General features: G+C 56.3%; 22 protein-coding genes and 2 pseudogenes. 9 read left to right on the top strand and 15 right to left on the bottom strand.

Going from position 1 to position 25011, the window contains the following annotated elements:
• Positions 1-37 precede the first annotated feature (37 nt).
• From NHU87_RS08760 to NHU87_RS08750, 3 genes are read right to left on the bottom strand one after another with little or no spacing between them, the layout of a single operon-like run.
• Complete coding sequence (locus NHU87_RS08760; RefSeq protein ID WP_253547479.1) at positions 38-1426, bottom strand: efflux transporter outer membrane subunit; 1389 nt, start codon at positions 1424-1426, stop codon at positions 38-40.
• Positions 1423-2592 carry an HlyD family secretion protein gene (locus NHU87_RS08755; RefSeq protein ID WP_367399020.1) on the bottom strand — a complete coding sequence of 390 codons (1170 nt, stop codon included), beginning with the start codon at positions 2590-2592 and terminating at the stop codon, positions 1423-1425. The genes NHU87_RS08760 and NHU87_RS08755 overlap by 4 nt, the downstream gene beginning before the upstream one ends.
• Before the next feature lie 7 nt (positions 2593-2599).
• Positions 2600-4207 (bottom strand): MFS transporter, encoded by a 1608-nt coding sequence (locus tag NHU87_RS08750; RefSeq protein ID WP_367399025.1) that lies wholly within the window; start codon positions 4205-4207, stop codon positions 2600-2602.
• Positions 4208-4537: 330 nt separating this feature from the next.
• On the opposite strand from NHU87_RS08750, the pseudogene NHU87_RS08745 reads away from it, so the two are divergent.
• Positions 4538-5000 (top strand): annotated as a pseudogene (locus NHU87_RS08745) (LysR family transcriptional regulator); the annotation flags it as partial.
• Positions 5001-5056: 56 nt separating this feature from the next.
• On the opposite strand, the pseudogene NHU87_RS08740 reads toward NHU87_RS08745, so the two are convergent.
• The 12 genes and pseudogenes from NHU87_RS08740 to NHU87_RS08685 form a co-directional block, all read right to left on the bottom strand.
• Positions 5057-5854: pseudogene (locus tag NHU87_RS08740) on the bottom strand (membrane-bound PQQ-dependent dehydrogenase, glucose/quinate/shikimate family); the annotation flags it as partial.
• A 436-nt stretch (positions 5855-6290) separates the two neighbouring features.
• Positions 6291-6554: a hypothetical protein gene (locus tag NHU87_RS08735; protein ID WP_253547476.1), complete on the bottom strand. Its 264-nt coding sequence runs from the start codon at positions 6552-6554 to the stop codon at positions 6291-6293.
• A 160-nt stretch (positions 6555-6714) separates the two neighbouring features.
• Positions 6715-6996, bottom strand: a complete 282-nt coding sequence (locus NHU87_RS08730; protein WP_301271394.1) for a Tar ligand binding domain-containing protein — start codon at positions 6994-6996, stop codon at positions 6715-6717.
• An 87-nt stretch (positions 6997-7083) separates the two neighbouring features.
• Complete coding sequence (locus NHU87_RS08725) at positions 7084-8592, bottom strand: sugar phosphate isomerase/epimerase and 4-hydroxyphenylpyruvate domain-containing protein (protein WP_253547472.1); 1509 nt, start codon at positions 8590-8592, stop codon at positions 7084-7086.
• A 79-nt stretch (positions 8593-8671) separates the two neighbouring features.
• A complete protein-coding gene (locus tag NHU87_RS08720; protein ID WP_253547470.1) occupies positions 8672-9382 on the bottom strand; it encodes a GntR family transcriptional regulator in 711 nt (236 codons plus the stop codon).
• Positions 9383-9510: 128 nt separating this feature from the next.
• Positions 9511-10539 (bottom strand): catechol 2,3-dioxygenase, encoded by a 1029-nt coding sequence (locus NHU87_RS08715; RefSeq protein WP_253547468.1) that lies wholly within the window; start codon positions 10537-10539, stop codon positions 9511-9513.
• 30 nt (positions 10540-10569) lie between these two features.
• Positions 10570-11583, bottom strand: coding sequence for a 4-hydroxy-2-oxovalerate aldolase (gene dmpG / locus NHU87_RS08710; protein WP_253547466.1), 1014 nt, complete (start codon positions 11581-11583; stop codon positions 10570-10572).
• A 3-nt stretch (positions 11584-11586) separates the two neighbouring features.
• Positions 11587-12528 (bottom strand): acetaldehyde dehydrogenase (acetylating), encoded by a 942-nt coding sequence (locus tag NHU87_RS08705; RefSeq protein ID WP_253547464.1) that lies wholly within the window; start codon positions 12526-12528, stop codon positions 11587-11589.
• Between the two features lie 45 nt (positions 12529-12573).
• Positions 12574-12777 carry a 2-hydroxymuconate tautomerase family protein gene (locus NHU87_RS08700; protein WP_201189155.1) on the bottom strand — a complete coding sequence of 68 codons (204 nt, stop codon included), beginning with the start codon at positions 12775-12777 and terminating at the stop codon, positions 12574-12576.
• A 3-nt stretch (positions 12778-12780) separates the two neighbouring features.
• Positions 12781-13548, bottom strand: coding sequence for a 2-keto-4-pentenoate hydratase (locus NHU87_RS08695; RefSeq protein ID WP_253547462.1), 768 nt, complete (start codon positions 13546-13548; stop codon positions 12781-12783).
• Positions 13545-14348 carry a 2-keto-4-pentenoate hydratase gene (locus NHU87_RS08690; RefSeq protein WP_253547460.1) on the bottom strand — a complete coding sequence of 268 codons (804 nt, stop codon included), beginning with the start codon at positions 14346-14348 and terminating at the stop codon, positions 13545-13547. The genes NHU87_RS08695 and NHU87_RS08690 overlap by 4 nt, the downstream gene beginning before the upstream one ends.
• Before the next feature lie 11 nt (positions 14349-14359).
• Positions 14360-14812 (bottom strand): carboxymuconolactone decarboxylase family protein, encoded by a 453-nt coding sequence (locus NHU87_RS08685; RefSeq protein ID WP_253547458.1) that lies wholly within the window; start codon positions 14810-14812, stop codon positions 14360-14362.
• 361 nt (positions 14813-15173) lie between these two features.
• Between NHU87_RS08685 and NHU87_RS08680 the strand changes: the two genes are divergently transcribed.
• From NHU87_RS08680 to NHU87_RS08645, 8 genes are all read left to right on the top strand, one after another.
• Positions 15174-16226 (top strand): Gfo/Idh/MocA family protein, encoded by a 1053-nt coding sequence (locus tag NHU87_RS08680; protein WP_253547456.1) that lies wholly within the window; start codon positions 15174-15176, stop codon positions 16224-16226.
• A gap of 13 nt (positions 16227-16239) precedes the next feature.
• Positions 16240-16683, top strand: a complete 444-nt coding sequence (gene aroQ / locus NHU87_RS08675) for a type II 3-dehydroquinate dehydratase (protein ID WP_253547454.1) — start codon at positions 16240-16242, stop codon at positions 16681-16683.
• An 83-nt stretch (positions 16684-16766) separates the two neighbouring features.
• Positions 16767-18164: an MFS transporter gene (locus NHU87_RS08670; protein ID WP_253547452.1), complete on the top strand. Its 1398-nt coding sequence runs from the start codon at positions 16767-16769 to the stop codon at positions 18162-18164.
• Positions 18165-18325: 161 nt separating this feature from the next.
• Entirely contained in the window at positions 18326-19633 is a 1308-nt protein-coding gene (locus NHU87_RS08665) for an OprD family porin (protein WP_253547449.1), read from the top strand.
• Positions 19634-19832: 199 nt separating this feature from the next.
• Complete coding sequence (locus tag NHU87_RS08660) at positions 19833-20531, top strand: GntR family transcriptional regulator (RefSeq protein WP_253547447.1); 699 nt, start codon at positions 19833-19835, stop codon at positions 20529-20531.
• A gap of 136 nt (positions 20532-20667) precedes the next feature.
• Positions 20668-21552, top strand: coding sequence for a shikimate dehydrogenase (locus NHU87_RS08655; RefSeq protein WP_253547445.1), 885 nt, complete (start codon positions 20668-20670; stop codon positions 21550-21552).
• Between the two features lie 78 nt (positions 21553-21630).
• A complete protein-coding gene (locus tag NHU87_RS08650) occupies positions 21631-23022 on the top strand; it encodes a DHA2 family efflux MFS transporter permease subunit (RefSeq protein ID WP_253547443.1) in 1392 nt (463 codons plus the stop codon).
• 209 nt (positions 23023-23231) lie between these two features.
• The gene (locus NHU87_RS08645; RefSeq protein ID WP_253547441.1) at positions 23232-24470 is read left to right on the top strand and encodes a patatin-like phospholipase family protein; all 1239 of its coding nucleotides are present in this window, start codon (positions 23232-23234) and stop codon (positions 24468-24470) included.
• Positions 24471-25011 lie beyond the last annotated feature (541 nt).

Below are 25011 nucleotides of genomic sequence, written 5' to 3'. Positions count from 1 at the left end.
ACCTGTTCGACCGCGGTGTTCATTGCTGGGACCCTGTTCATTTTTCCGGCACCCATCCCCCTCCAAGCGCCTGATACAGAGAAATCATGTTATTAAGCTGGTTCTCCCGAATCTGAATGGCTGACAATTCGGTGTTAAACAAATTGCGCTGAGCGTCCAGTACTTCAAGGTACGAAGAGTAGCCCCCTTGGTAACGATCCCTGGCGATTTCCAGTGAGCGAGCCAAGGTAACCCGGCGCGCATGCACTCGCGTTATCTGCTCCTCGAGGCGTTTGACGCCAGATAATGAATTTTCAACTTCACCAAAAGCTTTGAGCGCAGTGGCCCTGTACGAATAAGCCGCTTGATCGCGTTGGGCGGTGGCGACCCCGACTTGGGCTTCGAGTCGACCAGCGCTATAAATCGGTGCCAAGACGCTGGCCCCCAGATCCCAAACTTTGACTGGATCGAAATCCAAGGCATTTACATACAACCGTCCTATGCCACCCGACAGTTGCACTTGGGGGAGGAATTCGTCACGCCGTGCATCCAGGTTCAGGTCAGTAGCGGCGACCAACTGTTCGGCCTGCTGTATATCAGGGCGCCTGCGCAGCAATTGCGCGGGCAAGAGTCCTGGCACCGTGGGCGGTGTAAGGGTTTGAAACTCTCGTCCCCGGTGTACATCGCCAGGCAGCGTGCCGGTTAATAAACGAATGGCGTTCTCTTGCTGACGGATAGCCTGCTCAAGTTCGGGGATCATCTGTGCGGCAGATTCGTACTCAGACTGCGCCTGGGTAAGTTCCAGTTGCGAGGTGTAGCCTTCGTTTGCCCGATCCTCAGCGACACGCAATGCGTCACGGCGTGATTGTGCGGTATCTCGGGTAACCTTCAACTGGGTGTCCAGGGACAGCAATGAAATGTAGGCACGCACGGTGGTACTGGCCACGGACAGGCGAATGTTATCCCTGTCAGACTGGCTTGCCTGATAGCTCATCTGCGCCGCGTTTTCCAAGGTGCGCAGGCGGCCCCAGAGGTCCAGTTCATAAGACGCCTGCAGCTCCGGTTGTATGGACCGCGTATGGGTGATGCCGGTAGTCCCCAAATTGCGATTGGTTTGTCCGCCGACCGAACCGTCCAGAGTCGGCAACAGCGCTGAGTGGGACAGCCTGATCTGCTGGCGGGCTTCTTCAACTCTGGATATGGCCTCTAGAATGTCAGTGTTATGGGCCAGAGCAGCCTCAACCAGGTCATTAATCGCTGGTTCATCGAACGTTTGCCACCACGTGCCGGATATCGGTGCGGGGACTCCGATGGGTGCGCGCCAGGCCGCCGGGGCAAATACTTTGGCCTCCTGGGGTGAGGCCGTTTTGACCGGGGCGCAAGCAATCAAGCCTAATGCGGCACCTAACGACATCCACCGCAGCGCACCATACGCTTTGATATTCATGGCGCCGAACTCCGCTTCGAGGTGTCGCTGGTATCGACATGGGTGATCACCGACATGCCTGGACGCAGCCGGTGTAACAAGGGTTGCTCTGGATCCAGGACTATTCGAACGGGAATGCGTTGTGCAACTTTAGTAAAGTTGCCTGTTGCGTTGTCCGGACGCAGGACGCTGAATTCCGAGCCGGTGGCTGGGGCCAAACGTTCGAGTCGCCCCGTCAGACGTGCGCCGTCCAGTGCGTCCACATCAAGGCTGACAGGTTGGCCCACTAGCATATGGTGAATCTGGGTTTCTTTATAATTGGCGATCACCCACAGTTGTTCCGGCACCAGGTAGAGCAGCTGCGAGCCCGCCGATACATACTGGCCAAGACGCACCGATACCTCGCTGAGAACGCCGTCGCGCGGCGCCCTGATCTGTGTATTGTCCAAATCGATCTCAGCCAGATGAAGAGCCGCTTGTGCGGTTCTGACCTGCGCCTGGAGCACCCCTCGTGACACACGGGTGGACTTGACGGTCTCTTCTGCAATGTTGATGGCGGCTCGCGCTTTTTTGACGTTCGCACTGGCGGCCCGAGCGGTCGCGCGAATCTGGTCGCGTTCACGTACAGAGACCGACCCACGAGAGGCCAACTCGTTGACCCGCAGTTCGTCGGCCTGCGCACGGGCGTATTCTGCTTGCGCCGAATAGAGTTCCGCCCCTCGAGAGGTGAGTGTCGCCTGGTCTGACGCCTGGGTTTGCACAGAGTTGTCCAGCTCTGCCTTCCGAGCATCAAGGTCGGCCTGTGCTTGCTCGACTCGCTGGCGATAAATCCGATCATCGATTTGCAACAGGGTCTGGCCTCGACGCACAGCCTCGAAGTCGCGCACCAATACCTTCGCGACATAACCGTTGACCTGAGGTGCCATGACCGTTATCTGTCCCCGGACATAGGCGTTTTCAGTGGTGGTGATGGCGCTGTTGAAAGGCCAGAATTGCCAAGCGTAAAGAATCGCCAGAATACCCGCCAAAGCCACACCAATCATTATGAAAACCGTACCCCGTCGGGGCTTTATGATTTTTGGCGGGTCCTGGGCCGCACTGCCAGTATCTGGCACCGAGGTGGAGTCTTGCGTCGCTGGATTCTGCGGGTTGGGCTGTCCGTTTCCGGATTTGTCATTTCGGGTCATAAGAGGGTCACACAGTCACGGGAAGGGTAATGTCGGGCTTGGGCTGTTCGGCCTTCTTTGCCGCCCGTGCGGCACGCACGGTATGAAATAGCGACCAACTCAAGAAGCTGATGGTCAGCAAGCCGATAACACGAAAGACGTCATTGAATGCCAGCACATTGGCTTCACGGCTGGCTGTCTGGCTCAGTTGCGAGATGCCTTGGGCCTTACGTAGAACAGGGTCGGTCTGGGTCGCGCTGTAGATCTGGTTCTGGATCTGCAACCGCTGAGCCACCACTGGGTTGGTCGGGTCGAGATGGCCATTGATCTGGCTCGAATGGAATTTTTCGCGCATCACCTGGAAAGAGCCGAAAGCAGCGGGGCCCGCCAACCCACCTATGCTTTGGGTGAGAGAGAACAGCACGGCAAAACTGACCATGTACTGCGGCCCGTTTTTCAAGGCGCTCATTACGCCAATCAGCATCAGCGGCCCCATGAACATCCCGGCTGCAAACGAGAGCAGTCCCTGGCTGAGGAACATATCGTGTGGACGCGTCAGATTGGTTGCGTCGGCGTCCATGAAGCTACCCAGGCCTATCAGGACGATGGACGTCAGGATCTGCGGAATCACCGCCTTCTGACTGAACGTCAGAGCGCTGGTGCACATACCTCCCAGCAAACCTGCAAGCATGACTGCATACAACGAATGCAGTTGGTCTGCGCCCATACCAAGTGTCTGTAGTAGTCCGACGGCGCCGAAGTTCTGTTCTGAGAGGATGAAGCGCAACATCATTGCGCCCATGGCGAAACGCAAAGTCTCCAATGATCCCAGCCAGCGAGTTTGCAGCAATGGGTTCTTGCGGTTGTACTCGATGATGAAGGCAGCGGTCAGCAAAATGACCGATGCGAGCAGCGCATACCCCATCCATGGCTGGCTGTTCCACCATTGCACGCGGCCCTGGGCCAGCACCGCAGCTATCAATGCCAGCCCCGGAGCAAGTAGCGCGAAGGTTACGAAGTCCAGCGATTCAAAGATTTTGATCCGCTCTCCCGGAGGCAGTTTGAGAACGACGACGGCGGAGAGACTGCACAGCGCCAGGCCTGCTTCAAAGACGTACAGTCGATGCCACTCGCCCAAGTCCAGCAGCGCCGGGGAAAGAAGCCATGCCAACGGCGTCGCCAGTTGCGAAATACCAATTCCCAGCACCAGAGCACGGCCCATGTCTGCTTTTTTGAAAGCCTGGAGCATGTAGAGAACGGCCAGCGTGCTCACCGTCGCGCCGGCAAAGCCGCTAGCTGCTCTTACAAACACCGCCATTGCGAAGCCTTCGACAAAGACATGAGCGACCGTCAGCAAGACGTAGATCGACAGACCTATTTCGGCGAATCGACGCAGCCCGTACTGTTGACGAAACTTGATCAGCACCAGCGACGTTGAAATATTCACCATCAAGTAGGCTGCGGGCAGCCACGCGCCTTCGCTTGGTGTGAGTCCCAGGTGGCCTTGAACGTTGGCCAGGTTTGCACTGATCAGCGCGTTTCCTAGCCCGCCAGTGATGCCTAACAGGACTGCAACCAACGCAAACGCCACGCGCAATGGCGGGCTGTGCGATGGCGTCGATGGCGATCCTGGCATGGACGGACGTTCATGCGGTTCCCATTTGGGAATCGGTTCCAAATATTCAGGCAAACGGGGCATCTCGTTCAGATCGGAGGAGGGGTGGGGTTTAAGACCCATTACGCGGATTACTAGACCATATCGTCTAGTATTGGTTCATTCTCAGAAAGCGAGGTCGGTTATAAACTTGATTCCGCCCTTACTGCGCGCATCTGCCGCAGCAGTCCACATGTGCTTCGCAAAAGGCTCCTGGCCGATGCGCCAGTCCGGTCGCCAGCAAATTGAGCGCACGCTAAGATCGCCTGCAAACGTTTCGACGCCGTCGAGGCAACTTCACGGGGCTCTGCAGTGAACATCGACACCCGCATCAAATTCCGTCACCTCGTATGCTTTCTTGAAATGGCTCGTCAGGGCAGCCTGGCGCAGGCGGCGGATATCTTGGCAGTGAGTCAGCCAGCGATGTCGAAGACGCTCAAGGAACTGGAGGCACTGCTGGCGACAAGCCTTTTTATGCGCAGTAAAAGTGGCGTGAGCCTGACCGAGGCCGGGGTCGCCTTTTTGCGTTATGCCGGGCCTTCGGTGCAGGCGCTGCGTGATGGGGTGAATACCTTGCGTGGTGGCGAATATGCGTCGGGCAGGGTGCGACTCGGGGTGTTGTCGACGGTGGAAAGCTTGCTGGTACCTGAGGTTGCGCGGCGTTTGCACGAGCGCCATTCAGCGCTGATGGTGAGTGTGGTGACCGGGCCGAGCGCGTATTTGTTGTCGCAGTTGCGGGTGGGCGATGTCGATCTGGTGGTCGGTCGTATGAGCCAACAAAAAACCGCTGCCACTCTCACATGGCGGCAGCGGCTTTCAGGTGTTACTGGTTTACTTGCTCTCAGGCAGCGCGTAAGCGATCACATAATCGCCGCGATCGGCTGACTGGCGCGCACCACCCGCGGTGATGACAATGTACTGCTTGCCTGTTTTCGGCGACACAAACGTCATCGGGCCACCTTGGCTGCCCACGGGCAGCCGGGCTTTCCAGGCCTCTTCTCCGTTGGCGGAGTTGAAAGCGCGCAGGTAGTAGTCCTGTGTACCGGCGATGAATACCAAACCGCCTTGAGTGGAGAGTGTACCGCCCAGCGTCGGCATGCCGATCGGCAAGGCCAAATGCATCTTGATACTGTCCTGGACGGTGCCAACCGGCACTTGCCACGCGACTTTCCGGGTTTTCATGTCGATCGCGGTCAGTGTGCCAAAGGGCGGTGCCTGGCAAGGGATACCGGCGACAGACAGAAATCGATTCTTGTTCACGGCATACGGGGTGCCTTTGAGCGGTACCGCGCCTATGCCGGTGTTTAGCGCTTCGCCGCCGGAAGAGGTCTTGGCATCTTTCTGCTGCGGCACCATCTGGATCCACAGGCCCAGACGCATGTCGTTGACGAAGATGAAACCGTGTACCGGATCAGTCGAGATACCGCCCCAGTTCATGCCGCCCGGCGAACCCGGGAAGCTCAGCGAGATATCGGTGCCTGGTGCGGTGTACAGCCCGTCGTAACGCATTTTCTTGAACGAGATACGGCAGAGCAGTTGATCGAACGGCGTCGCCCCCCACATGTCCGACTCGGTCAGCGTTTGCGCGCCGATCTCTGGCATGCCCACCGATTTTGGTTTGTTCAGAGACAGACCGAATGACATCCAGCACCTTGCCAATGTCCCTGGTCTGGCTCGCCAGTCGCTGGATAATTTCGCCCGTGCTTTGCACGTCGGTGTTCATTGAATCGATCTCGGTCCTTACTCGCCGAACCTGTTCACGGCTTTCATTGGCTAGACGATTTGATGCCGTTGCAGCCTCGGAAGTGGACACCGCGTTACGTGATACCTCCTCAACCGCCGATGTCATTTCGGTGACTGCGGTTACGGCCATCTCAAGCTCGGCATGCTGTTGTTGCAAATCGCGTGAACTCTCCCGAGTGATACCGTTGAGGTTGTGCGCAGCGTCAGAGACGAGCGCTGCTGTATTGCTGAGCTGGGAAAGTGTGTTGCGCTGGTTTTTTTGCATGTTCGCCAACGAGGCAAACAGTTGACCAATCTCGTTGCGACTGACAGCTGTTATCGGCTAGCTGAGGTCCCCGCGTGCCATTTCATTGAAGCGCTCACCGGCTTGGCGTAAAGGCAGCAGTACTCGATTTGAAATGAACACCCTACAAGCGATCGCGAGCAAAAGCGTCAGGACTAACAGAGCGCCGGTGGCGAGTTGTGCCTGATGGATGCGCTGGCGGGAATCAGCCATGGTCTGCGCGATATGAGATGTGATGAGCGCCGTAAACGCATCACGAACTTGCCCATAACGTTGACCGAGCGTCTTGGCGCTGTCATTCATCCTTGAGTATTCGACCAAGTCTCCTAGTCGGGTGCTATTGATTTGTTGCTGCACGACCTTGGCGTATTCAGAGACACTTGTTCCAGCTCGCGCCCGGCGGCAATCAATTGCGGGGCGGTCAGTGTGGGGATGATTTCGCTGATCAGCTTTTGGGCGTTGTTCAGACGCTCCTTGGCGGCAGCGGCGCCTTGATCGGCCGATTCGGTGCGCCCGCCAGTCGATCAAGCAATGAGCTGTGGCTGGTAGCGCTGGCTCGCGTCACCCAAATCGCAGCATTGTCGAGCTTGTCCAGCTGAACCGCCGTCAGCAGGTTAAGGTCCCTAATTTGTTCATCGCTTGTTTGAGCTCCGTAAAACCCGTTGAGACTGGCAAGCAGCAAAGCGAACACAAAAGCGATCAGTACGCCGATCATGCCAGTCCGGACTTTCAAATGAGTCAACATTGTCCCGTGCTCCTGCACAGTTGTTTTAATTGTTCGGGATGTCGCTTAAACAGACCTGCGGATGCAGATTTCACGGCTGCGGTGCATTTATTTAGACAGGCGGGCCTTCAGCGCCGCGTTCACCACGTAAGCGTTGGCCATGTCCCATGACTGGGATGGATAGCCAGGTCGACGCTCAACCACGTGCAGGCAAAATCCATCGGTACCGACCGGAACGAAGGCTTGTAAGAGCTCGCCATCACCTTGCCGGTCATAGGCAGCGTTTAGTTTGCGCAAGCTGTTGGTCTTATCCTCGCTCAGGGAGAAGCGGGCACGCAGGTCGTCGTAGTAATGAGCCGACAGAACCAGTGGCGGCTGACTGTCGCCGCCAATGGCCATTAGCGCTTTCTGTAGGTCTGGGACGGCAATGGTCAGGCGGGTAAAGCGGCGGTCCTTGCTGGCGTTTGCTACCAGCGTGGCACTGTGAATGGAGGTTTCCAGCTCGATGGCGCAGACATCAGTGAAGAGAGTCCTGCCACGTATCACACCCTTGGGATCGTGCTTGAGGATCGGTATCTGGCGCTGCATGGCGAAGCGTCTGCGGTACTCGGCACTGAAGGTTTCCATTTCGCCGGCCGGAACGGCCTGAGCTACTGCCTCTGTGCTCCATGGTCCAATCAAACCCAGGAGATGCTGCAACTCGTTTGCCTCAGGGGATTCGCTGATTAACGAGTAAGGAGACAATTCACGCGAAGGCTCCGGTGCTTTGAGAATTGGCGAGGAGGGTTCACCGCGAGCCAGGCGCCGCTCTTGCACACGTTCCTCTAGCCATAAAAGTGAGGCTTTGGCGCCACGTGCAGTCGACTCTGCTGGAGCGCCGCGGTATTCGTCGCTGAATATTTCCAGCGATAAAGGACCTTGGTAGCCGGTTTGTAAAACGGTATCGGTGAAGCCGACCATGTCGAATTGACCGAGTCCAGGAAGGGTTCGCAATGGCCGTGTATAGAGGGGAGGTGAACCGATCTCGAAGGGGGCATCGGACAGCTGAAAGTAGAAGATCCGCTCACCGGGGATTTCAACAATGGCGCTGTAGTCATCGTGCAGTGCCAGCGTATGGTAGCTGTCCAGAATCAGCCCGAGGTTGTGCTGATCGGCGCGTTGCACCGCCTCCCAGGCATGGCTCCAGCGATTGCAGTGAGTGCCCCACGACAACGATTCGAAACCGATTCGCAGTTGCCGCCGAGCTGCACGTTGTGCAAGTTCAGCCAGCTGATCAGCGATCAATTGGCGATCACCCAGTGCATCGGCTTGCGCGTTGGAGCAAACCCCCATCAAGTCGATGCCCAACTCTTGCATGATGTCGAATTTGTATTCCGCCCGGTCGAGGTTACGTGCCAGCTGCGCGGCCGATACGCCCTCGAAATCCCGTAAAGGCTGATAGATGTCCAGCCTCAGGTTCAATTGCAACGCAAGTTCGCGTATTTCGGCAAGGCTGAGGTCGCATTGAATCAGGTCGTTTTCGAATAACTCAATGGCGTCGAAACCGGCATGGGCTGCGGCTTTCATTTTTTCTGGCAGGCTACCGGACAGAACCATTGTTGCGATTGAATGGCGCATAGAGTCTCCCTACGACGGCCATGACGGCGTCGTATTATTTATTGTGTTTGAATCTACCGCAGGGTCGTTCTGGAGCGAATCAACCGGGTGTCTGGAGATTTTGAGCGACCAGGCTCCGGCAGATGTTCTGCGTGGTGCGCTGGATATGCTGGGCCAGAAGGGCGCATGCCAGGTCGGCGTTACGTTCCTTGGTGGCAGCAACGATGGCCGCATGTTCGCCGTTCACATCCCGGTCAAAAGGGTTCTTGGCCAGGAACATGCGACGGTAACGATCGTTCAGGTCGTGCAAGGTGTTGCAGTAGTTAAGCAGCAACGGCATGGCGCAGGCCTCGAGCAACTTCAGGTGAAAGTCACGATGAGCGTGCTCCCAGGCTTCTTGGCGCCCAGCGACCGCCTGGTCGCTGCGCTTGATTTCGCGAAGGGCGGCTTCGGCCTGGCATACACCGTCGAGCCAAGCTTGATCACCCTTGGCAATCGCTTCGCGTAACGCCAGGCTTTCGGAGTGCACCCGCAGTTTCGCAATTTCCTGAAGGTTTTCTTCCGAAACCGGGATAACCCGATAGCCGCGGTTGTCCTCGATGAGGACAAGGCCTTCAGCGCCCAGCCGGGAAAGGGCCTCGCGCAGTGGACTTCGACTGATGGTCAGACCCAGCTTTTCGCGCAGTGCATCCAGGCGCAGCTTGCTACCCGGGGCCAACTCACCGGTCATGATCGCCATACGCAGACGCTTGACCAAGGAGGTGGCATGGGTAGTCGTGCTGTCTTCCTGCGCGTGCAGGCTCTCTTCCATCAACATCTCGTTCACTGCAAAGGCCTCTGACCCAATCACTCGAGAGACGGCAAACATTGCCGTCTCGATACGCCCTATCATCCGCGATGTCTGGCGGCCTGTCAGCTATTCGCCGACAGGCTCAGACCTCACTCGCTTAACGCAGCCATCGCAGCAGCTTTGGCCGCGGGGGTTGCCTCTGGCACCTGTACATCGGGTGTCGCGTACTTGTGGAAGCTCTCCGGTACGCCAAGGCCCCACGCGGTGGAACGGCCTTTGACTTCGGTGCCCCAGGTCACAGGTTCCCAATCGGGAGTGAAGATGTGAATGCCGCCGGAGAAGACTTCAATGCGGTTGCCGCCCGGTTCGTACACGTACAGAAAGAAACCTTGCGTACGCGAATGCTTGGCCGGGCCGAATTCGATGTGGACGTCGTTCTCCATGAAGATATCTGCAGCGCGCAATACGTCTTCCCGATTTTCAACGGCATAGGCCAAGTGATGGAGTCGACCGCTGGCAGTCGGACTCGGCTCCTTGGTGATAGCCAAGTCATGGGCCTTGTTCATCAGGCTCATCCAGGCACCGACTTCTTCGCCTTGGCCGCCCGGGATCAAATGCTCGCGCAATTTGAAGCCCATGGTCTGGTCTGCGAATTCGCGAGTCTTGACCACATCCTGAGTCAGAATGTTGATGTGGTCGATGCGTGCAGCCGCCACGCCGCGGCCGCTGAATTTTTGCGGCTGGTTGGGCAGGTACGGCTTCTTGTCCGCGGTCGGCACATACTTTTCGGCCTCATAGTAGACCTCCATACGGTGCCCGCTCGGTGCGATAAAGCTGTAGGCAGCGCCATGACCGACGTCGCCATCGATCCATTTTCCTTCAACACCATAGGCTTTCAGTGCCGCGACACGACGTTCCAGTGCCTGCGGACTCATGACGCGCCAGCCGATGTGCGCGGCGCCTGCTTGCCGAGCCTGAGTCAGTTTCAGCGAGGTGAGATCGTGGTCGCCCCACGCTCTCAGGTAAGCCGAGTCGCCTTGGGTAGTGACCAGATCCAGGCCGTAAACTTCAGTGAAGAAGCGCACGCTGGCGGCCAGGTCAGGAGTATTAAGCTCGACATGACCGAGGTTCGAAACGTCATAAAGAGGTTCAGGATGAAACTTGCTGGTTTTGTTCATGGATTCAACTCACCTTTTTATTGTTCAGGTTCAACGACGAAGCAGGTCCAGAGCCACGTCGACGATCATGTCTTCCTGCCCCCCAACCATGCGGCGCTTGCCCAGTTCAACGAGGATATCGACAGTCTTGAGGCCGTATTTGGTTGCCGCGACTTCAGCGTGTCGCAGGAAGCTTGAATAGACCCCGGCATATCCCAGGGCCAGGCTTTCGCGATCAACCCGTACCGGGCGATCCTGCAAGGGACGGACGATGTCATCGGCGGCGTCCATCAGGGTGTAGAGGTCCGTACCGTGGTTCCAGCCCAGGCGCTCGGCAGCAGCGATAAAGACTTCCAGTGGCGCGTTGCCCGCACCGGCACCCATGCCGGCAAGGCTGGCATCAATGCGGTCACAACCTTCTTCCACCGCAGTGATCGAGTTGGCGACACCCAGCGACAGGTTGTGGTGAGCGTGCATGCCGGTTTCAGTTTCAGCCTTGAGCACAGCCTTGAACGCGCGGAAGCGCTCGCGAATGTCCTGCATGTTCATCGCGCCGCCAGAGTCGGCCATGTACACGCAGGTGGCGCCATAGCTCTCCATCAGCTTCGCCTGTTTAGCCAGGTCTTGCGGTGCGAGCATATGGCTCATCATCAGGAAGCCGACGGTATCCATGCCCAGTTCACGAGCGTACTCGATATGCTGGCGTGACACGTCTGCTTCCGTGCAGTGAGTGGCGATTCGAACGACGCGAGCGCCGGCGTTGTAAGCCGCCTTGAGGTCGTGAACCGTACCGATACCGGGCAACAGCAACGTGGTGATTTTGGCGTGGCTGATGACATCCGCCACCGCCTCGATGTATTCCAGATCCGAGTGCGCTGAAAAACCATAGTTGAAGCTCGAACCTTGCAAGCCGTCGCCGTGTGCGACTTCGATGGCGTCGACTTTTGCCTTGTCCAGTGCGCGAGCGATGTCCTGAGCATTCTTGATCGAATACTGGTGGCGAATGGCATGGCTGCCGTCGCGCAGGGTGACGTCTGAGATGTAGAGCTTTTTCTTGATGTCCATGCGTCAGGCCTCGACTGCGTTCAGGCGGGTGGCGGCAATGCGTTCGGCACACGCCATGGCGGCCGAAGTCATGATGTCCAGGTTGCCGGCGTAGGCGGGCAGGTAATGCGCTGCGCCTTCCACCTCAAGGAACACCGAAGTTTTCAGGCCACTCAGGTAGCCCAGGCCCGGGACATTGACCGGTACTTCAGGCGGGATCACTTCGAACTGCACGCTTTGTTTGAGGCGATAACCCGGCACGTAGCTCTGCATGCTCGACACCATGTCGAGAATCGAGCGTTCGATTTCATCCTGGTCAGCCAATTCGGACAGCACAAAGACAGTGTCGCGCATGATCAGCGGCGGCTCGGCCGGGTTAAGTACAATCATCGCCTTGCCACGGGTAGCACCACCGAGTTTCTCGATGGCGGCGGTGGTGGTTTCGGTGAACTCGTCGATATTGGCTCGAGTCCCCGGACCTGCTGACTTGCTGGAGATCGAGGCAACAATTTCGCCATAGTGAACCTTGGCCACGCGGGATACCGCAGCGACGATCGGAATCGTGGCTTGGCCGCCGCAGGTGACCATATTCAGGTTGCTGGCATCGAGTTCCGAATCCAGGTTGATCGCTGGAATCACGTAGGGGCCAATGGCTGCTGGCGTAAGGTCTATGACCTTGATGCCGTGAGGTTGAAGCAAGGCATTGTGGTGAGCATGGGCGCCGGCGGAAGTGGCGTCGAACACGATCTTGATGTCCTTGAAGCCTTCCATCGCCAGCAAGCCTTCAATGCCCCCCGCGGTAGTTGCGACACCCATGCGCTCGGCACGGGCCAAGCCATCGGAGGCCGGGTCGATACCCACCATGGCACCCATTACCAGGTACTTGCCATGACGCAGGATTTTGATCATCAAATCGGTGCCAATGTTACCGGAACCGATGATGGCGACTTTTACAGGCTTGCTCATCTTATTGTCCTTCTTGTGCTGTGCGTTGCCGCGTCGGGATCGGAGCTATTGGCTGGCCTTGCTGCGTCGCTCGCGGATAGTTTCGCCGCCGGCGGCCCACAGGTTGTCTGGGTATTCCTGGACCAGGACCCGAACGCTTTCCAGCGGAGCATCCAGGCTTTGCGCGATGGCTTGGGAGACGCTGGCGATCAACGCCTGCTTCTTCTCGTCGCTGCGGCCTTCGATGATATTGATGATGGCGATAGGCATGACTTACTCCTGAACGTGGAAACCGATAGAGCCCAGGTTCTGCATTTCCAGGCGAACATAAGTCCCCGGTAACAGCCATTCGGCCGCGGTCGCTGCGCCAGCCATGACGATGGAGCCAGCCTGCAGCGGGATGCCTGCTTCAGCCGCCAGGCGTGCAGCAGCCACCAGTGCGCGCACCGGATTGCCGAGAATCGCCGCACTGGAGCCAACGTGTTGTACCTTGCCGTCGAAACTCATGACCATGCCCAAGTTGCTCAGGTCAGTGTCCGGAGCATGCCAGTTGCCGATCACGAATCCTGAAGATGAGGCGTTGTCGGCAATGACGTCAGGCAGTGAGAACTTGAAGTCCTTGTAGCGCGAATCGATGATCTCCAGTGCCGGGGCCACGGCCTCGACCGCTGCCAGCGCTTCGCTGGCACTCACGTCGCCAGCCAAGGGGGCTTTGAGCAGGAACGCAATTTCAGGCTCGACCCGCGGGTGGACGTAATCGGACAATTTCAGCGCTGTGCCTTCCTCGACTCGCATATCACTGGTCAGACGGCCCCAGATCACGTCGTCGATACCCATCTGAATCATCTTGGCGCGGCTGGTAAAACCCATCTTCACGCCGACCAGTTTCTCCCCGCGTTCGACCCGATGAGCAATGTTGGCGGCCTGGATTTGGTAGGCCTGTTCCAGGCTCATCACCGACTCGGGATCGATCTGTTGGGTGGCGGTTGCTGTGCGGGCGGCCTCGTCCAGGCGCGCGGCGAATTCTGCGATGTTGCTCATGCTGATACCTCTTGTGCAGTGCCAAACACGGCGGTGACCGAGCCCAGACCGTTGATGCGTGCCTCGACGATATCGCCTGGTTGTACTTCGACCATCGGCCCAAGGGCGCCAGACAGCACCAAGTCACCCGCGCGCAGTGGTTGGCCCACTTCGACCATCTTGCGTGCCAGCCATACCACTGCGTTGAGTGGGTTGCCGAGGCAGGCTTTACCGACCCCGGTAGAGACCGGCTCGCCACGACGTTCCATGACCATGCCGCACAGGTCGAGGTTGATGTCCTTGACGTTCCGGGGAGTGGTGCCCAATACGTAGGCGCCCGAAGAGGCGTTGTCGGCGACGGTGTCGACGATGCGAATGTTCCACTTGTCGATGCGACTGCCGACTATTTCAATCGCAGGCAAGGCGTAGTCGATGGCGTCGAGCACATCCACCAAGCCAGGATTTGGCATGTCCAGATTGTTTTTGAGGACAAAGGCGATTTCTGCTTCGACCTTGGGTTGATGCAAAGAACCCCAGGCAATCACTTCACCACTGCCATAACCCATGTCATCGAACAGGGCGCCGAAATCAGGCTGATCCACGCCCAGTTGCTTCTGTACCACTTTCGACGTAAGGCCGATTTTTCGGCCGACGATGCGTCGCCCCTTGGCCAACTGACGATCAGTGTTGATCTGTTGAATCGCATAAGCATCGTCGATGCTGAATGCGGGTTGGATATCACGCAGAGGCGTTATCCATTCACCGCTTTGAGCGGCCTGGTCAAGCAAGTCGGCCGCATCCTGCACATTCGAATTGTTCATGGCGACGCTCCTCAGGTTGGGTAGACGACTGGCTCTTCACGAGCAGCAACACGGACCAGAAGGTCAGCGCCACGGTTTGCCGCTGGCAGCCCCCGGAACAGGAAACAGAGGCTGATAGTGGCTTGCAATTCTTCCCAGCTGGCGCCGCAACGGCGAGCAGCGAGGCAATGGGTTTCGGCGGCATCGTTGCCATCCATCAGCAACATCCCGAACAGGATGATCTGGACCATTTTCGGATCCAGATGCGGCGTATTCATTGCGTGACTGCGCATGGCTTCTTGCAGCTTGACCAGCTCGGGGTCGAGCACACCGGTTGTACCGAAACGCGCCTGAATGCGAGGCGGAACGTAACCCAGCAGATCGCGGTAGGCCGGCCCGAAGGTTTCCAATGAATGTTTCTGAATGGCGGGATCCAGGCCTGCCGACCGGGTAATCGCGCTGAGATCGACTGGAGCTTTAGACATGTTGAGCGTTCCTGTTTGGCTTCTTGTTTGTTTTGCATGCAAATCGACTGATCAAACCCTAAGCTTTCTCTTCGGTAGCGTCAAGAAAATGCATGCAAAATCGCATATTGAAAAAATAATCGCATACATCTTCTGAGTTTATTGCTGATTTTATTGGGGTTTATCGATGTTTTTGATTCTGTCGTTTATTTTGTGCATGCAAAAAATCAAATGTTCGTTGACAGGCTTCTTGGTCCTGCTTACCTTTTGTCTCACGGCGCTGTATGCAAAGCAGCGATTGATGAATCCCGACAAATACAATTACTACGGGTAGCGCTATGAACATCCTTCCTCGGGCCCTCTGCATTGAGTGCTCGCCATCATGATCACGACTCGAATTGCGGTAGCCGGCGCTGGCTACATCGGTCAGGCGCATATGGCGGCATTACTGCAAAGCCCTACATGCCAACTTGCCGCTGTCATCGACCCATCACCGGCCGCCCACGTGCTTGCCGCGCAGGCTGGTGTTGCGCTGTATGCCTCACTGGAAGAGATGATTGAAAAAGATCGTCCTGACGCAGTGGTACTCGCTACGCCTAATCAACTGCACGTCGCTCATGCTGAGCTGTGCATGAACGCCGGCTTGGCCATGCTGCTGGAAAAGCCAATTGCTCCGACGGTAGAAGAAGGGCGTGCGCTGGTGCAGATGGCTGATGAGAAGGGCGCTCGCATTCTCATCGGTCATCACCGTGCACACAGTCCGATCATGGCTAAAGCACGCGAGGTGATTAAAAGCGGTGTGCTGGGGCGGCTTGTCTCAGTGATGGGCAGTGCGCAATTCGTCAAACCTGATCACTACTACGTGGATGCACCTTGGCGTCGAGAAGTTGGGGCGGGGCCCATCCTCCTCAACATGATTCACGAGGTGCATAACCTGCGCATGCTCTGTGGGGAAATCGTCGCCGTTCAGGCTTTCTCCTCCCATGCAGTTCGAGAGTTCCCGGTCGAAGACACCGTCGCGATCAATCTGCGATTCGCGAATGGTGCGTTGGGCACATTCATGTTGTCTGACACCGCCGCCTCACCGCGTAGCTGGGAGCAAACCTCCCAGGAAAACATGGCCTATCCCACCTACGAAGATGAGGACTGCTACGTGGTCTCCGGGACCGACGGCAGTCTCTCAATTCCTACCATGCGTTTGAAAACCTATCCGCGGTCCGAGGATCGCTCGTGGTGGAAGCCATTTGAAGTCGGCGTTGTCGGCATGATCCGGCAAGACCCGATCATGCATCAGATGGAGCATTTCGGCGCTGTAGTCAGGGGCGAGACTCAGCCATTGGTCAGCGCCCGCGATGGACTGCTTAACCTGGAAATCACCGACGCCATTGTCCGGGCTGCAAAGACCGGGCGCGTCATCGAAGTCAATCTGAGTTGATTGAGGAACAAGCATGAAAGTCCTGATGCTCCATGGTGTAAATCACAACATGTTCGGTAAGCGTGATCCGAAGCAATACGGAACAATCACCTTGAACGAAATTGACGCCAGCTTGCGCTCGTTGGGTGAAGAGTTGGGCGTAACGATTGAAAGTTTTCAGACCAATAGCGAACGCGAAATGTGCGAGCGCATCCATCAGGGCTATTTCGACGGCGTGGATGCAGTACTCATCAACGCAGGTGCCTGGACTCATTACAGTTACGGCATCCGTGACGCATTGGCGATCCTTACGGTGCCAGTGGTCGAGATCCATATGTCCAACATCCATGCCCGCGAGGAGTTCCGTCATCATTCGGTATTTGGCCAGATCGTGACAGGACAAATCTGTGGGTTCGGTGCAGACAGCTACTTGCTCGGTTTACGGGCGGGTGTAAGCGCAGCAAAAGCCAGGGCTTGAAATCAAAGAAATAGTTTGCTGGCGACTGCTTTGAAAGGGCCGCCAACACTCTGTATCCGATAACAATAATAACGGTGATTACAATGAGTAATTCCACGATTCAAGAAACCAATAGCACACACCAGTCCAAGAAAGCGGCCGCCAGCGGTTGGATTGGGTCTGCATTGGAGTACTACGATTTTTTCATCTATGCCCAAGCGGCAGCGTTGATTTTTCCGGCACTTTTTTTCCCCGCGACCGATCCGAAAGTCGCCATCGCACTCTCACTGGCGACCTATGGCGTGGGTTACCTGGCGCGACCAGTCGGTGCATTTTTCCTTGGGCATTGGGGCGATACTCGCGGTCGAAAAAACGTACTGTTGCTGTGCATGTTCCTGATGGGCATTGCGACCATGGGTGTTGGCTTACTGCCCACCTATAATCAGGTCGGCATTTGGGCGCCGATTGCGCTAGTGCTGCTCCGCCTGGTGCAGGGCTTCGCAGTGGCGGGGGAGATCTCGGGTGCCAGTTCGATGATTCTCGAGCATGCGCCATTCGGACGACGAGGGTACTTTGCAAGCTTCACCTTGCAAGGCGTCCAATTCGGGCAGGTGCTTGCCGCCGCGGTCTTCCTGCCACTGGCCTATTTCATGCCGGCTGAGGACTTCAACTCATGGGGCTGGCGTATACCGTTCCTGATGAGTGCCGGTGTGCTGATCGCCGGGTATTTCATCCGCAGAGGTGTGAGTGAAACCCCTGTATTTACTGAGGTTGAAGCGAAAAACAAGATTACCAGTTCACCGATCTCAGAAGCCTTCCGTTACAGCTGGAAAAGTATGCTGATCGTGGTCTGTGTTGCACTGATGAACGTTATTCCAGTTGTGACTACGGTGTTCGGCGCGGTCTATGCGGTGCAGCCGGTTTACGGAGTCGGGTTTGATAAAAGTGTGTACTTGTGGATCCCGGTTATTGGCAACATCGTGGCGGTCTTGATTATTCCTTTCGTGGGTAATCTGTCCGACAAAATCGGCCGGCGACCAATGATTATCGGTGGGGCGTTGGGTTCCGGGTTGCTCTCGTTTGCTTACCTGTATGCAATCAGCGTTCATAATTTGCCCATGGCATTCATCATGTCCGTACTGATGTGGGGCATCGTCTATCAAGGCTACAACGCCATCTTCCCAAGCTTTTACCCGGAGCAGTTCCCGTCCCGTTATCGGTGCTCGGCCATGGCGATCTCGCAGAACGTTGGTACCTTGTTTACCGCCATGCTGCCCGCTGTTTTCACACTGGCGGCCCCGCCAGGCACTGAGAATATCCCCCTGATTATCGGTTCCATCACTTTAGGTGTGACCTGTATCGCGGCTTTTGCTGCCTACTGTGCGCCGGAAACTTACCGGGTCCCGATGCAGGACTTGGGAGCTGCGGATGCTCGGCCAGTATCCAGGCAAAGCTATGAAGAGGCTCGCTCAAAGGCGTTAAGTGGAGTTGAAGCCGCCTGATATCCACTAGCGCAATTTAGTGTGGTCATTTATGGCCACGCTAAGTTGGCCATAAATTAGCGTCGCGCATTAGAGATCTGAAGAACACAACGTGGGGATCTTTATACAAGTCCTCGCGACACTCTCTTTTTGTCGATTGATCTTCCTTGGGAACAATAATAATGAACCTCAAACTGACCCGGGTGACTCGCAATACGTTGGCCATTGCCATTGGCGCCGCAAGTTTGGTGCCCTTTGTCCAGGCGGAGGGCTTCGTCGAAGATGCCAAGGTCACCCTTAACTTACGCAATTTCTACATGAACCGTAATTTTGTCGATAACGGTCCTTCCAAAGCTGTTCCGGGGCCCACCAAGCGTGGCGAAGCAGCGGAGTGGACGCAGAGCTTCATCCTTGATGCGAAGTCTGGCTACACCGCAGGCGTAGTCGGTTTTGGTGTAGATGCACTGGGTATGCTTTCCGTCAAACTGGACGGGGGAAGAGGTACCTATGGCACACAACTGCTGCCGGTACACGATGGCAATCGGCCTGCCGATGATTTTGGGCGACTGGCTGTAGCCGGGAAAATGAAGTTCTCAAAGACCGAACTGAAAGTTGGTGAGTGGATGCCGGTGTTGCCTATTTTGCGCGCCGATGATGGTCGCTCATTGCCTCAAACCCTGGAGGGCGCGCAAATCACCTCCAAGGAATTCACCAATGTCACTCTGTATGGCGGCCAGTTCCGTGGGAACAGCCAGCGCAACGATGCAAGCATGGAGAAACTCTCGCAAAACGGCGTTGGTACCGTGGTGCATGGCAAAAATACGATCGAATCTGATCATTTCAATTTTGCCGGTGGCGAGTACAGCTTCAATGACAACCGAACAATGGTCGGGGCTTGGTACGCTCAACTCGAAGATGTGTACCAACAGAAATATTTCCAGCTTTTGCACTCGCAACCAATCAACGACAACCTCACCTTGGGCGCCAACATTGGCTACTTCATTGGAGAGGAGGATGGTTCAGCGCTGGCCGGCGACCAGGACAACCGCACGCTCTCGGGCCTGTTTTCGCTCAAGACGGGCGGCAGTACTTTCTACGTAGGTTTGCAGCGCCTCACGGGTGACACGGGTTGGCAGCGCGTTGCAGGAACAAGCGGTGGGACCTTGGCTAACGACAGTTATGGCTGGAGTTATGACGGCGCCAAGGAGCGTTCCTGGCAGGTGCGCCACGACTATAACTTCGCGGCTTTGGGCGTTCCGGGATTGACCTTGATGAACCGGTTTATCAAAGGTACCAATGTCCATTCCGGAGCTGTCACCGATGGTGAGGACCGTGGTCGTGAGACCGAAGTGGCTTACGTCCTGCAGAGCGGTGCGTTGAAAAACCTCAGCGTGCGCTGGCGTAACTCGACCCTGCGTCGAAATTACGGCAATACCAACAGCTTCGATGAGAACCGTCTGATCATTCAATATCCGCTTTCGATTCTGTAATTGCTCCTCCAGCAAATCTTTGCCTGCTCCGGCAGGCTTTTTTTTGATTTTGCATGCATAAATAAGATTTTTTTGCTTCTGGCGTGGTTTTAGTAAGCGAAAACGCTAGTATTGTCGATAAGAGGTGACGTATGTCACCAGTAGAGAGTGTTTTGGGTGGGAGGCCTGTGCAGTGAACAATATGTTAGCGGACGAAAGCTTGTCTGCTCAGGAAGACAGCACCACGACTCACGCAACTTCTTTGGTGAAGCGCCTGCGTTTGGCGATCATGACCGGTGAATTAGCCCCGGGCAGCAAGCTGCGTCTGGATGCATTGCGTGAAAAGCTCGGCCTCACCATCAGTCGAAGTCCTCTTCGGGAGGCGCTTTCCCGACTGGGCGCCGAAGGCTTGGTACTGATCGAGGACAAGCGAGGATACCGGGTTATTCCTGTGTCTGAGAAAAACCTTCAGGAGATTGCAAAGCTGCGGGTGCATTTCGAAGGTCTCGCATTGCGAGAGTCGATCACCAAAGGCGATCAGGCTTGGGCAGATTCGGTCCGGGCGGCGGAAGAAAAACTGCGCAACATCAAACGTACCGATTGCATGTCCTCTGCTCAGCAGGAGCTATGGGAGCTGGCGCACCGAGATTTTCATCTCAAACTGCTTGAAGCCAGCGCCATGCCGTTGCTGCTTAATTACTGCAACACCTTGCATGATCTGAACGATCGCTACCGTCGACTGTTTCTGGCGAAAAACCCTTTTGACCGGGACGTTAATTCCGAGCACGGAGCTATTGTTGCAGCCACTCTGGAACGCAATGCCGATCTGGCGTGTGCGCTGCTTGCTCAGCATATTCAACGCACCACGCAAAATATTTGTATCACTCTTCATCGCCAGGAAACCGGGCTGGAAGCGTGATCAAACACTGACGTTTCGACCCTGTGCGGTCCGGGCGTCCTTAAACAAAAACATTAATCGCCCTGCAGCAGTTAGCGGCGCGGTACTCGGCTGCTTGCAAAAGAAGCAACACCACTGATACCCAAGGATAATAACAATGACCACCTCCTCATCAGCCCAGCATCCAGTAGCGCCGAACGTGTTGATCGGTTTGATCGGTGCGGCGCTTCAGTCGTCCATGAGCCCGACTTTGCATATGCGCGAAGGCGCTGCACAGAACCTGGTCTACTTATACAAATTGATTGATCTGGACCAATTGGGTCTGGATGCCAGCGCATTGCCGGCGCTGATGGATTCTGCCAAGCGCATGGGTTTCAACGGACTGAATATTACGTTCCCTTGCAAACAGACAGTACTGCCGCTGCTCGATGAGCTGTCCGACGAAGCACGCAGTATTGGCGCAGTGAACACGGTAGTCATCAAGGATGGAAAAACCATCGGTTACAACACCGATTGTTTAGGCTTCGCCGAAGGTTTCAAACGCGGATTGGAAGGGGCCAAGCGTGAGCGCGTCGTGCAAATGGGCGCGGGCGGTGCGGGCTCGGCGGTGGCTTATGGATTGCTGCAACAGGGCGTTCAGCAGTTGAGCATTTTTGATATTGAAGAAGAGCGGGGCATGGCGCTGGTCAACAATCTGAATGCGAGCTTCGGCGATGGGCGTGCCGTGTTTGGTCGCGATCTTGAAGGATCGCTGAACTGCGCCGACGGCCTCGTCAACACCACACCTATCGGTATGGCAAAACTTCCGGGCATGCCTGTGCCACTCGAGTTCTTGCGCGCGGATTTGTGGGTTGCCGACGTGGTGTACTTTCCCATTGAAACCGAACTGTTGAGAACCGCCCGAGCCTTGGGTTGCCGCACGCTGGGTGGCGGCGCAATGAACGTGTTTCAGGCGGTGAAGTGTTTTGAATTGTTTACCGGTATTACGCCTGACGCTGCACGTATGGAAAAGCATTTCCTCGACACTGTGGGTCAGCTTTAACTTTCATGGCATAGCGCGATTTACCCACTCGTCGACTGTAAAGTGTCGAGCAATGTCGTAGCTGAACAGGGATGACCAATGTCTCAACGCCGCTCAACATTGATTGCTCTGTTGGTGGCCGTCACGTTCTTTATGGAGAACCTCGACGCCACAGTGATCGCTACCGCGCTGCCAGACATGGCCAGGACGTTTGGCGTCGCGGCGGTGGACGTGAACATTGGTATGAGCGCCTACATGCTCGCCGTTGCAGTGTTCATTCCCATCAGCGGATGGTTGGCCGATCGCTTCGGATCGCGCCATATATTCAGTTCTGCGATCGTGCTGTTTAGTCTGTCTTCGTTGATGTGCGGGTTGAGTGACAGCCTGGAAACCTTTGTCGCCGCGCGCGTGCTGCAGGGTATCAGCGGAGCGATGATGGTACCGGTGGGGCGCCTGGCGGTGCTTCGCACCACCGAGAAGAAAGACCTGGTGCGGGCGATCTCCTTCATCACCTGGCCCGGTCTGGTCGCGCCGGTACTTGGACCTCCCGTGGGCGGCTTCATCGTCACCCACGCTTCTTGGCCGTGGATTTTCTACCTCAATCTACCGTTGGGCGTGCTGGCCTTGATTGCCGCGCTGGTCCTGATTCCGAAACAGGATGACGTCAGTTCCCGGACATTCGATTTCAGTGGCTTTCTGCTGGTCGGCGTTGCCAGCGCTGCGCTGTTGTACGGCGTAGAGATGCTGGGGCAAAGTCGTGCCAATTTATTGCAGGGCCTGTCACTAAGCGGTACCGGTGTGATTCTCGGTGTTTTTGCCTGGCGACATATGCACCGGCATGCGCAACCGTTGCTGGCGCTGGGTGTTATGGGCGTCCGCACCTTCAGTGTTTGCCTCTGTGGCGGTTCGATTTTTCGAATCGCCATCAGCACCTTACCGTTTCTCCTGCCGCTGATGTTTCAACTGGCCTTCGGTCTTTCTGCATTCGATGCGGGGCTACTGGTGCTGGCCATATTTGCCGGTAATCTGGCAATGAAACCGTTCACCACGAGGGTGATGCGGCGTTGGGGATTTCGTCTGGTGCTGATGATCAATGGCATCCTCGGCGTACTGGCGATTGCGGCATGTGCGTTGCTGGATGAGCGCATGAGTTGGGCGCTGATTCTGTTCATTCTGTTCGTTGGTGGTTTGTCACGATCCATGCAGTTCACTGCCTTCAATACCCTGGGTTTCGCCGACGTGCCCAAGGAGCAAATGAGCGAAGCCTCGACTCTGTTCAGCATGTTCTTCCAGCTAAGCATGGGGTTAGGCGTGGCCGTTGGCGCGTTACTGCTGCGCCTTGCAATGAACGTCCATGACAACACCGAACAAGCGCTTACCGCTGACTTTCAGCTGACGTTTCTTTGGGTCGCAGTGATTGCGGGCGTTGCGTTGCTGGACAACCTACGTTTGCTGCCGTCGGCCGGGGAGGTGGTGTTGCAGCGAAAGTGAATGTTGTCATGCTGGAGGCTTCAAGGGCTTTCGTACAGAACTTGGGGGCACGCGGCCAAAGAATTTGTTTATCACGTAAAGGAGCGCAAAATGAGCTACCGGACGTTCGAATGACGTGTCGCAGTCGGCTAGCGTGTAGCCATCTCGGGCACCATGGGTAAGGACATTTCTCGAGTGCGATGAGCGCGCTCGCTGTCGGAGGAGGCGTTTTGAAACCATTCCTGCTCAGATCCGGTGCCTCAACGCTGAACATGTTGCTTCAAGGGTGCCTGCAACGCCGTGACGCTGTTCCGCCAACCTTAACGGAAAAAGCTGTCATCCCAGGCATTCCCAATGCTCGCTACAGGTTGGACGACGACCTGACTCCGTACATTCAGGATGCAATTGAGTCCAACAAACGCGAGAGCGAGGTTCTCGCCAAGGCTGGGAAGTTGAACAACATCCTGCCGCTGGCAAATATGCTGGCAGTTTCGGGGGGCGGCGACGCAGGCACATTCGCAGCAGGACTCATTGCGGGATGGACCGCGCATGGGACTCGCCCCCTGTTCAAGGTCGTGACGGGCATTAGCGCTGGCGCCCTGGTCGCCCCGTTCGCTTACCTGGGATCTGAGTACGACGGCGTCATTCGGTATATCGCCAACGCAATCGGTCCAAAAGATTTTTTCCATTCGCGAAACGTGCTAACCCGTCTTGCCAGCGACGGTATAGCGGACAGCAAGCCACTGTCGCGGCTCATTACAAAATACGTCACTGCCGAGATTCTTGCGGCGATCGCGTCGGAATACGCCAAAGGACGAATCCTGCTGATCGGCACGACCGACCTTGATTCAGGGCGGCCAGTCACTTGGAACATGGGCGCGATTGCCGCAAGCGATGCAGCGGGAGCGCTCGACCTCTTTCGCAACATCATGATCGCGTCGATGAGTATTCCCGGCGCAGTCTCACCCGTCATGATCGATGTGGAGGTTGACGGCAAACAGTTTCAGGAAATGCACGTGGACGGAGGGGTAATCACTCAGGTGTTCCTTTACCCGCCTGGGACCGTGATGGCGCTGAGCAGAGTCCCCGGAGCACTTTTGCGCCGCGAACGTCGTTTCTATGTCATTCGCAATGGGAAACTGGAGCCGCAGTGGTCTGGAACGAAGCGCCGTACGTTGAGCATCGGCGGTCGAGCCATCAGTACATTGATTCAAATTCAGGGGATCAGCGACCTGGATCGAATTTACCGTATCGCGCAGCAGGATGGGGCAGACTTCAATCTTGCATACATCGGCTCCGACTTTTACTTTCCTCACAATCAGAAATTCGATGGCGAGTACATGAAGCGTTTATTCGATTACGCCTTTCAACTCAGCGCGATGGGCTATCCGTGGCATAAATCGCCGCCGAGCGAGAGTACGCGAGAAAGGCCAGGTCCTCTGGCGCCACGACTTGTGCGAGATGAGTGACGTGCGCTGGCCTCAAGGATCTTCAGTGGCTGAAACGGCCCGCGCTCTTCTATAAAACAAGGTCAGGGTAAGAAGCTCTGTTCGGTGTCGTGCTCAAGCACAATGGCGCGCTTGGCGGCTTCTCTTCATTGATGGGCAATGTCAGTTGAACGCTGATGATTTCGCCGCTGGCGACGGGGCTTACGCGGGAATTGATACTGACAGCCTGATGGTTGCTTCTCCGGCTGGATGTAGAAAACATTCGGTAGCGCGGCTTGGATTTATATTCTTCCTGTTCTTGACATGCCCTCCGAACAAGTCCAAAAATAAGTCCATTCCCGCTGAGGGAACATTAATAAACCCTTAAATTTCAATGGGTCGGACACCAGATGCGAGTCTCGTTTCCCGCTCCAAGTATTTAAAAATGGATCTCTGAAAAGAGGTCCATTTTTTTTCGTCCAGAGAAAAGTCTTTCTTTGACTTTTGCCGCGCCCCCCCCTGAAAACACTCCGATCCAGCCCCATGGGCACATTTTCCAGTACATCAATCCGGTGCTCGGCAG

The sequence above is a fragment of the Pseudomonas mandelii genome (assembly GCF_024138395.1).
Classification (GTDB): Bacteria; Pseudomonadota; Gammaproteobacteria; order Pseudomonadales; family Pseudomonadaceae; genus Aquipseudomonas; species Aquipseudomonas mandelii_E.
The sequence above is the reverse complement of the archived record's forward strand: the minus strand, read 5'-3'. Positions and strand labels throughout refer to the sequence as shown.

What these genes read in the sequence shown, in the direction of transcription:
- NHU87_RS08760 (WP_253547479.1), bottom strand. Translation starts at nt 1,426, where the DNA reads ATGAATATCAAAGCGTATGGTGCGCTGCGGTGGATGTCGTTAGGTGCC.
- NHU87_RS08755 (WP_367399020.1), bottom strand. Translation starts at nt 2,592, where the DNA reads ATGACCCGAAATGACAAATCCGGAAACGGACAGCCCAACCCGCAGAAT.
- NHU87_RS08750 (WP_367399025.1), bottom strand. Translation starts at nt 4,207, where the DNA reads ATGCCAGGATCGCCATCGACGCCATCGCACAGCCCGCCATTGCGCGTG.
- NHU87_RS08735 (WP_253547476.1), bottom strand. Translation starts at nt 6,554, where the DNA reads ATGAATGACAGCGCCAAGACGCTCGGTCAACGTTATGGGCAAGTTCGT.
- NHU87_RS08730 (WP_301271394.1), bottom strand. Translation starts at nt 6,996, where the DNA reads ATGTTGACTCATTTGAAAGTCCGGACTGGCATGATCGGCGTACTGATC.
- NHU87_RS08725 (WP_253547472.1), bottom strand. Translation starts at nt 8,592, where the DNA reads ATGCGCCATTCAATCGCAACAATGGTTCTGTCCGGTAGCCTGCCAGAA.
- NHU87_RS08720 (WP_253547470.1), bottom strand. Translation starts at nt 9,382, where the DNA reads ATGGAAGAGAGCCTGCACGCGCAGGAAGACAGCACGACTACCCATGCC.
- NHU87_RS08715 (WP_253547468.1), bottom strand. Translation starts at nt 10,539, where the DNA reads ATGAACAAAACCAGCAAGTTTCATCCTGAACCTCTTTATGACGTTTCG.
- dmpG (WP_253547466.1), bottom strand. Translation starts at nt 11,583, where the DNA reads ATGGACATCAAGAAAAAGCTCTACATCTCAGACGTCACCCTGCGCGAC.
- NHU87_RS08705 (WP_253547464.1), bottom strand. Translation starts at nt 12,528, where the DNA reads ATGAGCAAGCCTGTAAAAGTCGCCATCATCGGTTCCGGTAACATTGGC.
- NHU87_RS08700 (WP_201189155.1), bottom strand. Translation starts at nt 12,777, where the DNA reads ATGCCTATCGCCATCATCAATATCATCGAAGGCCGCAGCGACGAGAAG.
- NHU87_RS08695 (WP_253547462.1), bottom strand. Translation starts at nt 13,548, where the DNA reads ATGAGCAACATCGCAGAATTCGCCGCGCGCCTGGACGAGGCCGCCCGC.
- NHU87_RS08690 (WP_253547460.1), bottom strand. Translation starts at nt 14,348, where the DNA reads ATGAACAATTCGAATGTGCAGGATGCGGCCGACTTGCTTGACCAGGCC.
- NHU87_RS08685 (WP_253547458.1), bottom strand. Translation starts at nt 14,812, where the DNA reads ATGTCTAAAGCTCCAGTCGATCTCAGCGCGATTACCCGGTCGGCAGGC.
- NHU87_RS08680 (WP_253547456.1), top strand. Translation starts at nt 15,174, where the DNA reads ATGATCACGACTCGAATTGCGGTAGCCGGCGCTGGCTACATCGGTCAG.
- aroQ (WP_253547454.1), top strand. Translation starts at nt 16,240, where the DNA reads ATGAAAGTCCTGATGCTCCATGGTGTAAATCACAACATGTTCGGTAAG.
- NHU87_RS08670 (WP_253547452.1), top strand. Translation starts at nt 16,767, where the DNA reads ATGAGTAATTCCACGATTCAAGAAACCAATAGCACACACCAGTCCAAG.
- NHU87_RS08665 (WP_253547449.1), top strand. Translation starts at nt 18,326, where the DNA reads ATGAACCTCAAACTGACCCGGGTGACTCGCAATACGTTGGCCATTGCC.
- NHU87_RS08655 (WP_253547445.1), top strand. Translation starts at nt 20,668, where the DNA reads ATGACCACCTCCTCATCAGCCCAGCATCCAGTAGCGCCGAACGTGTTG.
- NHU87_RS08650 (WP_253547443.1), top strand. Translation starts at nt 21,631, where the DNA reads ATGTCTCAACGCCGCTCAACATTGATTGCTCTGTTGGTGGCCGTCACG.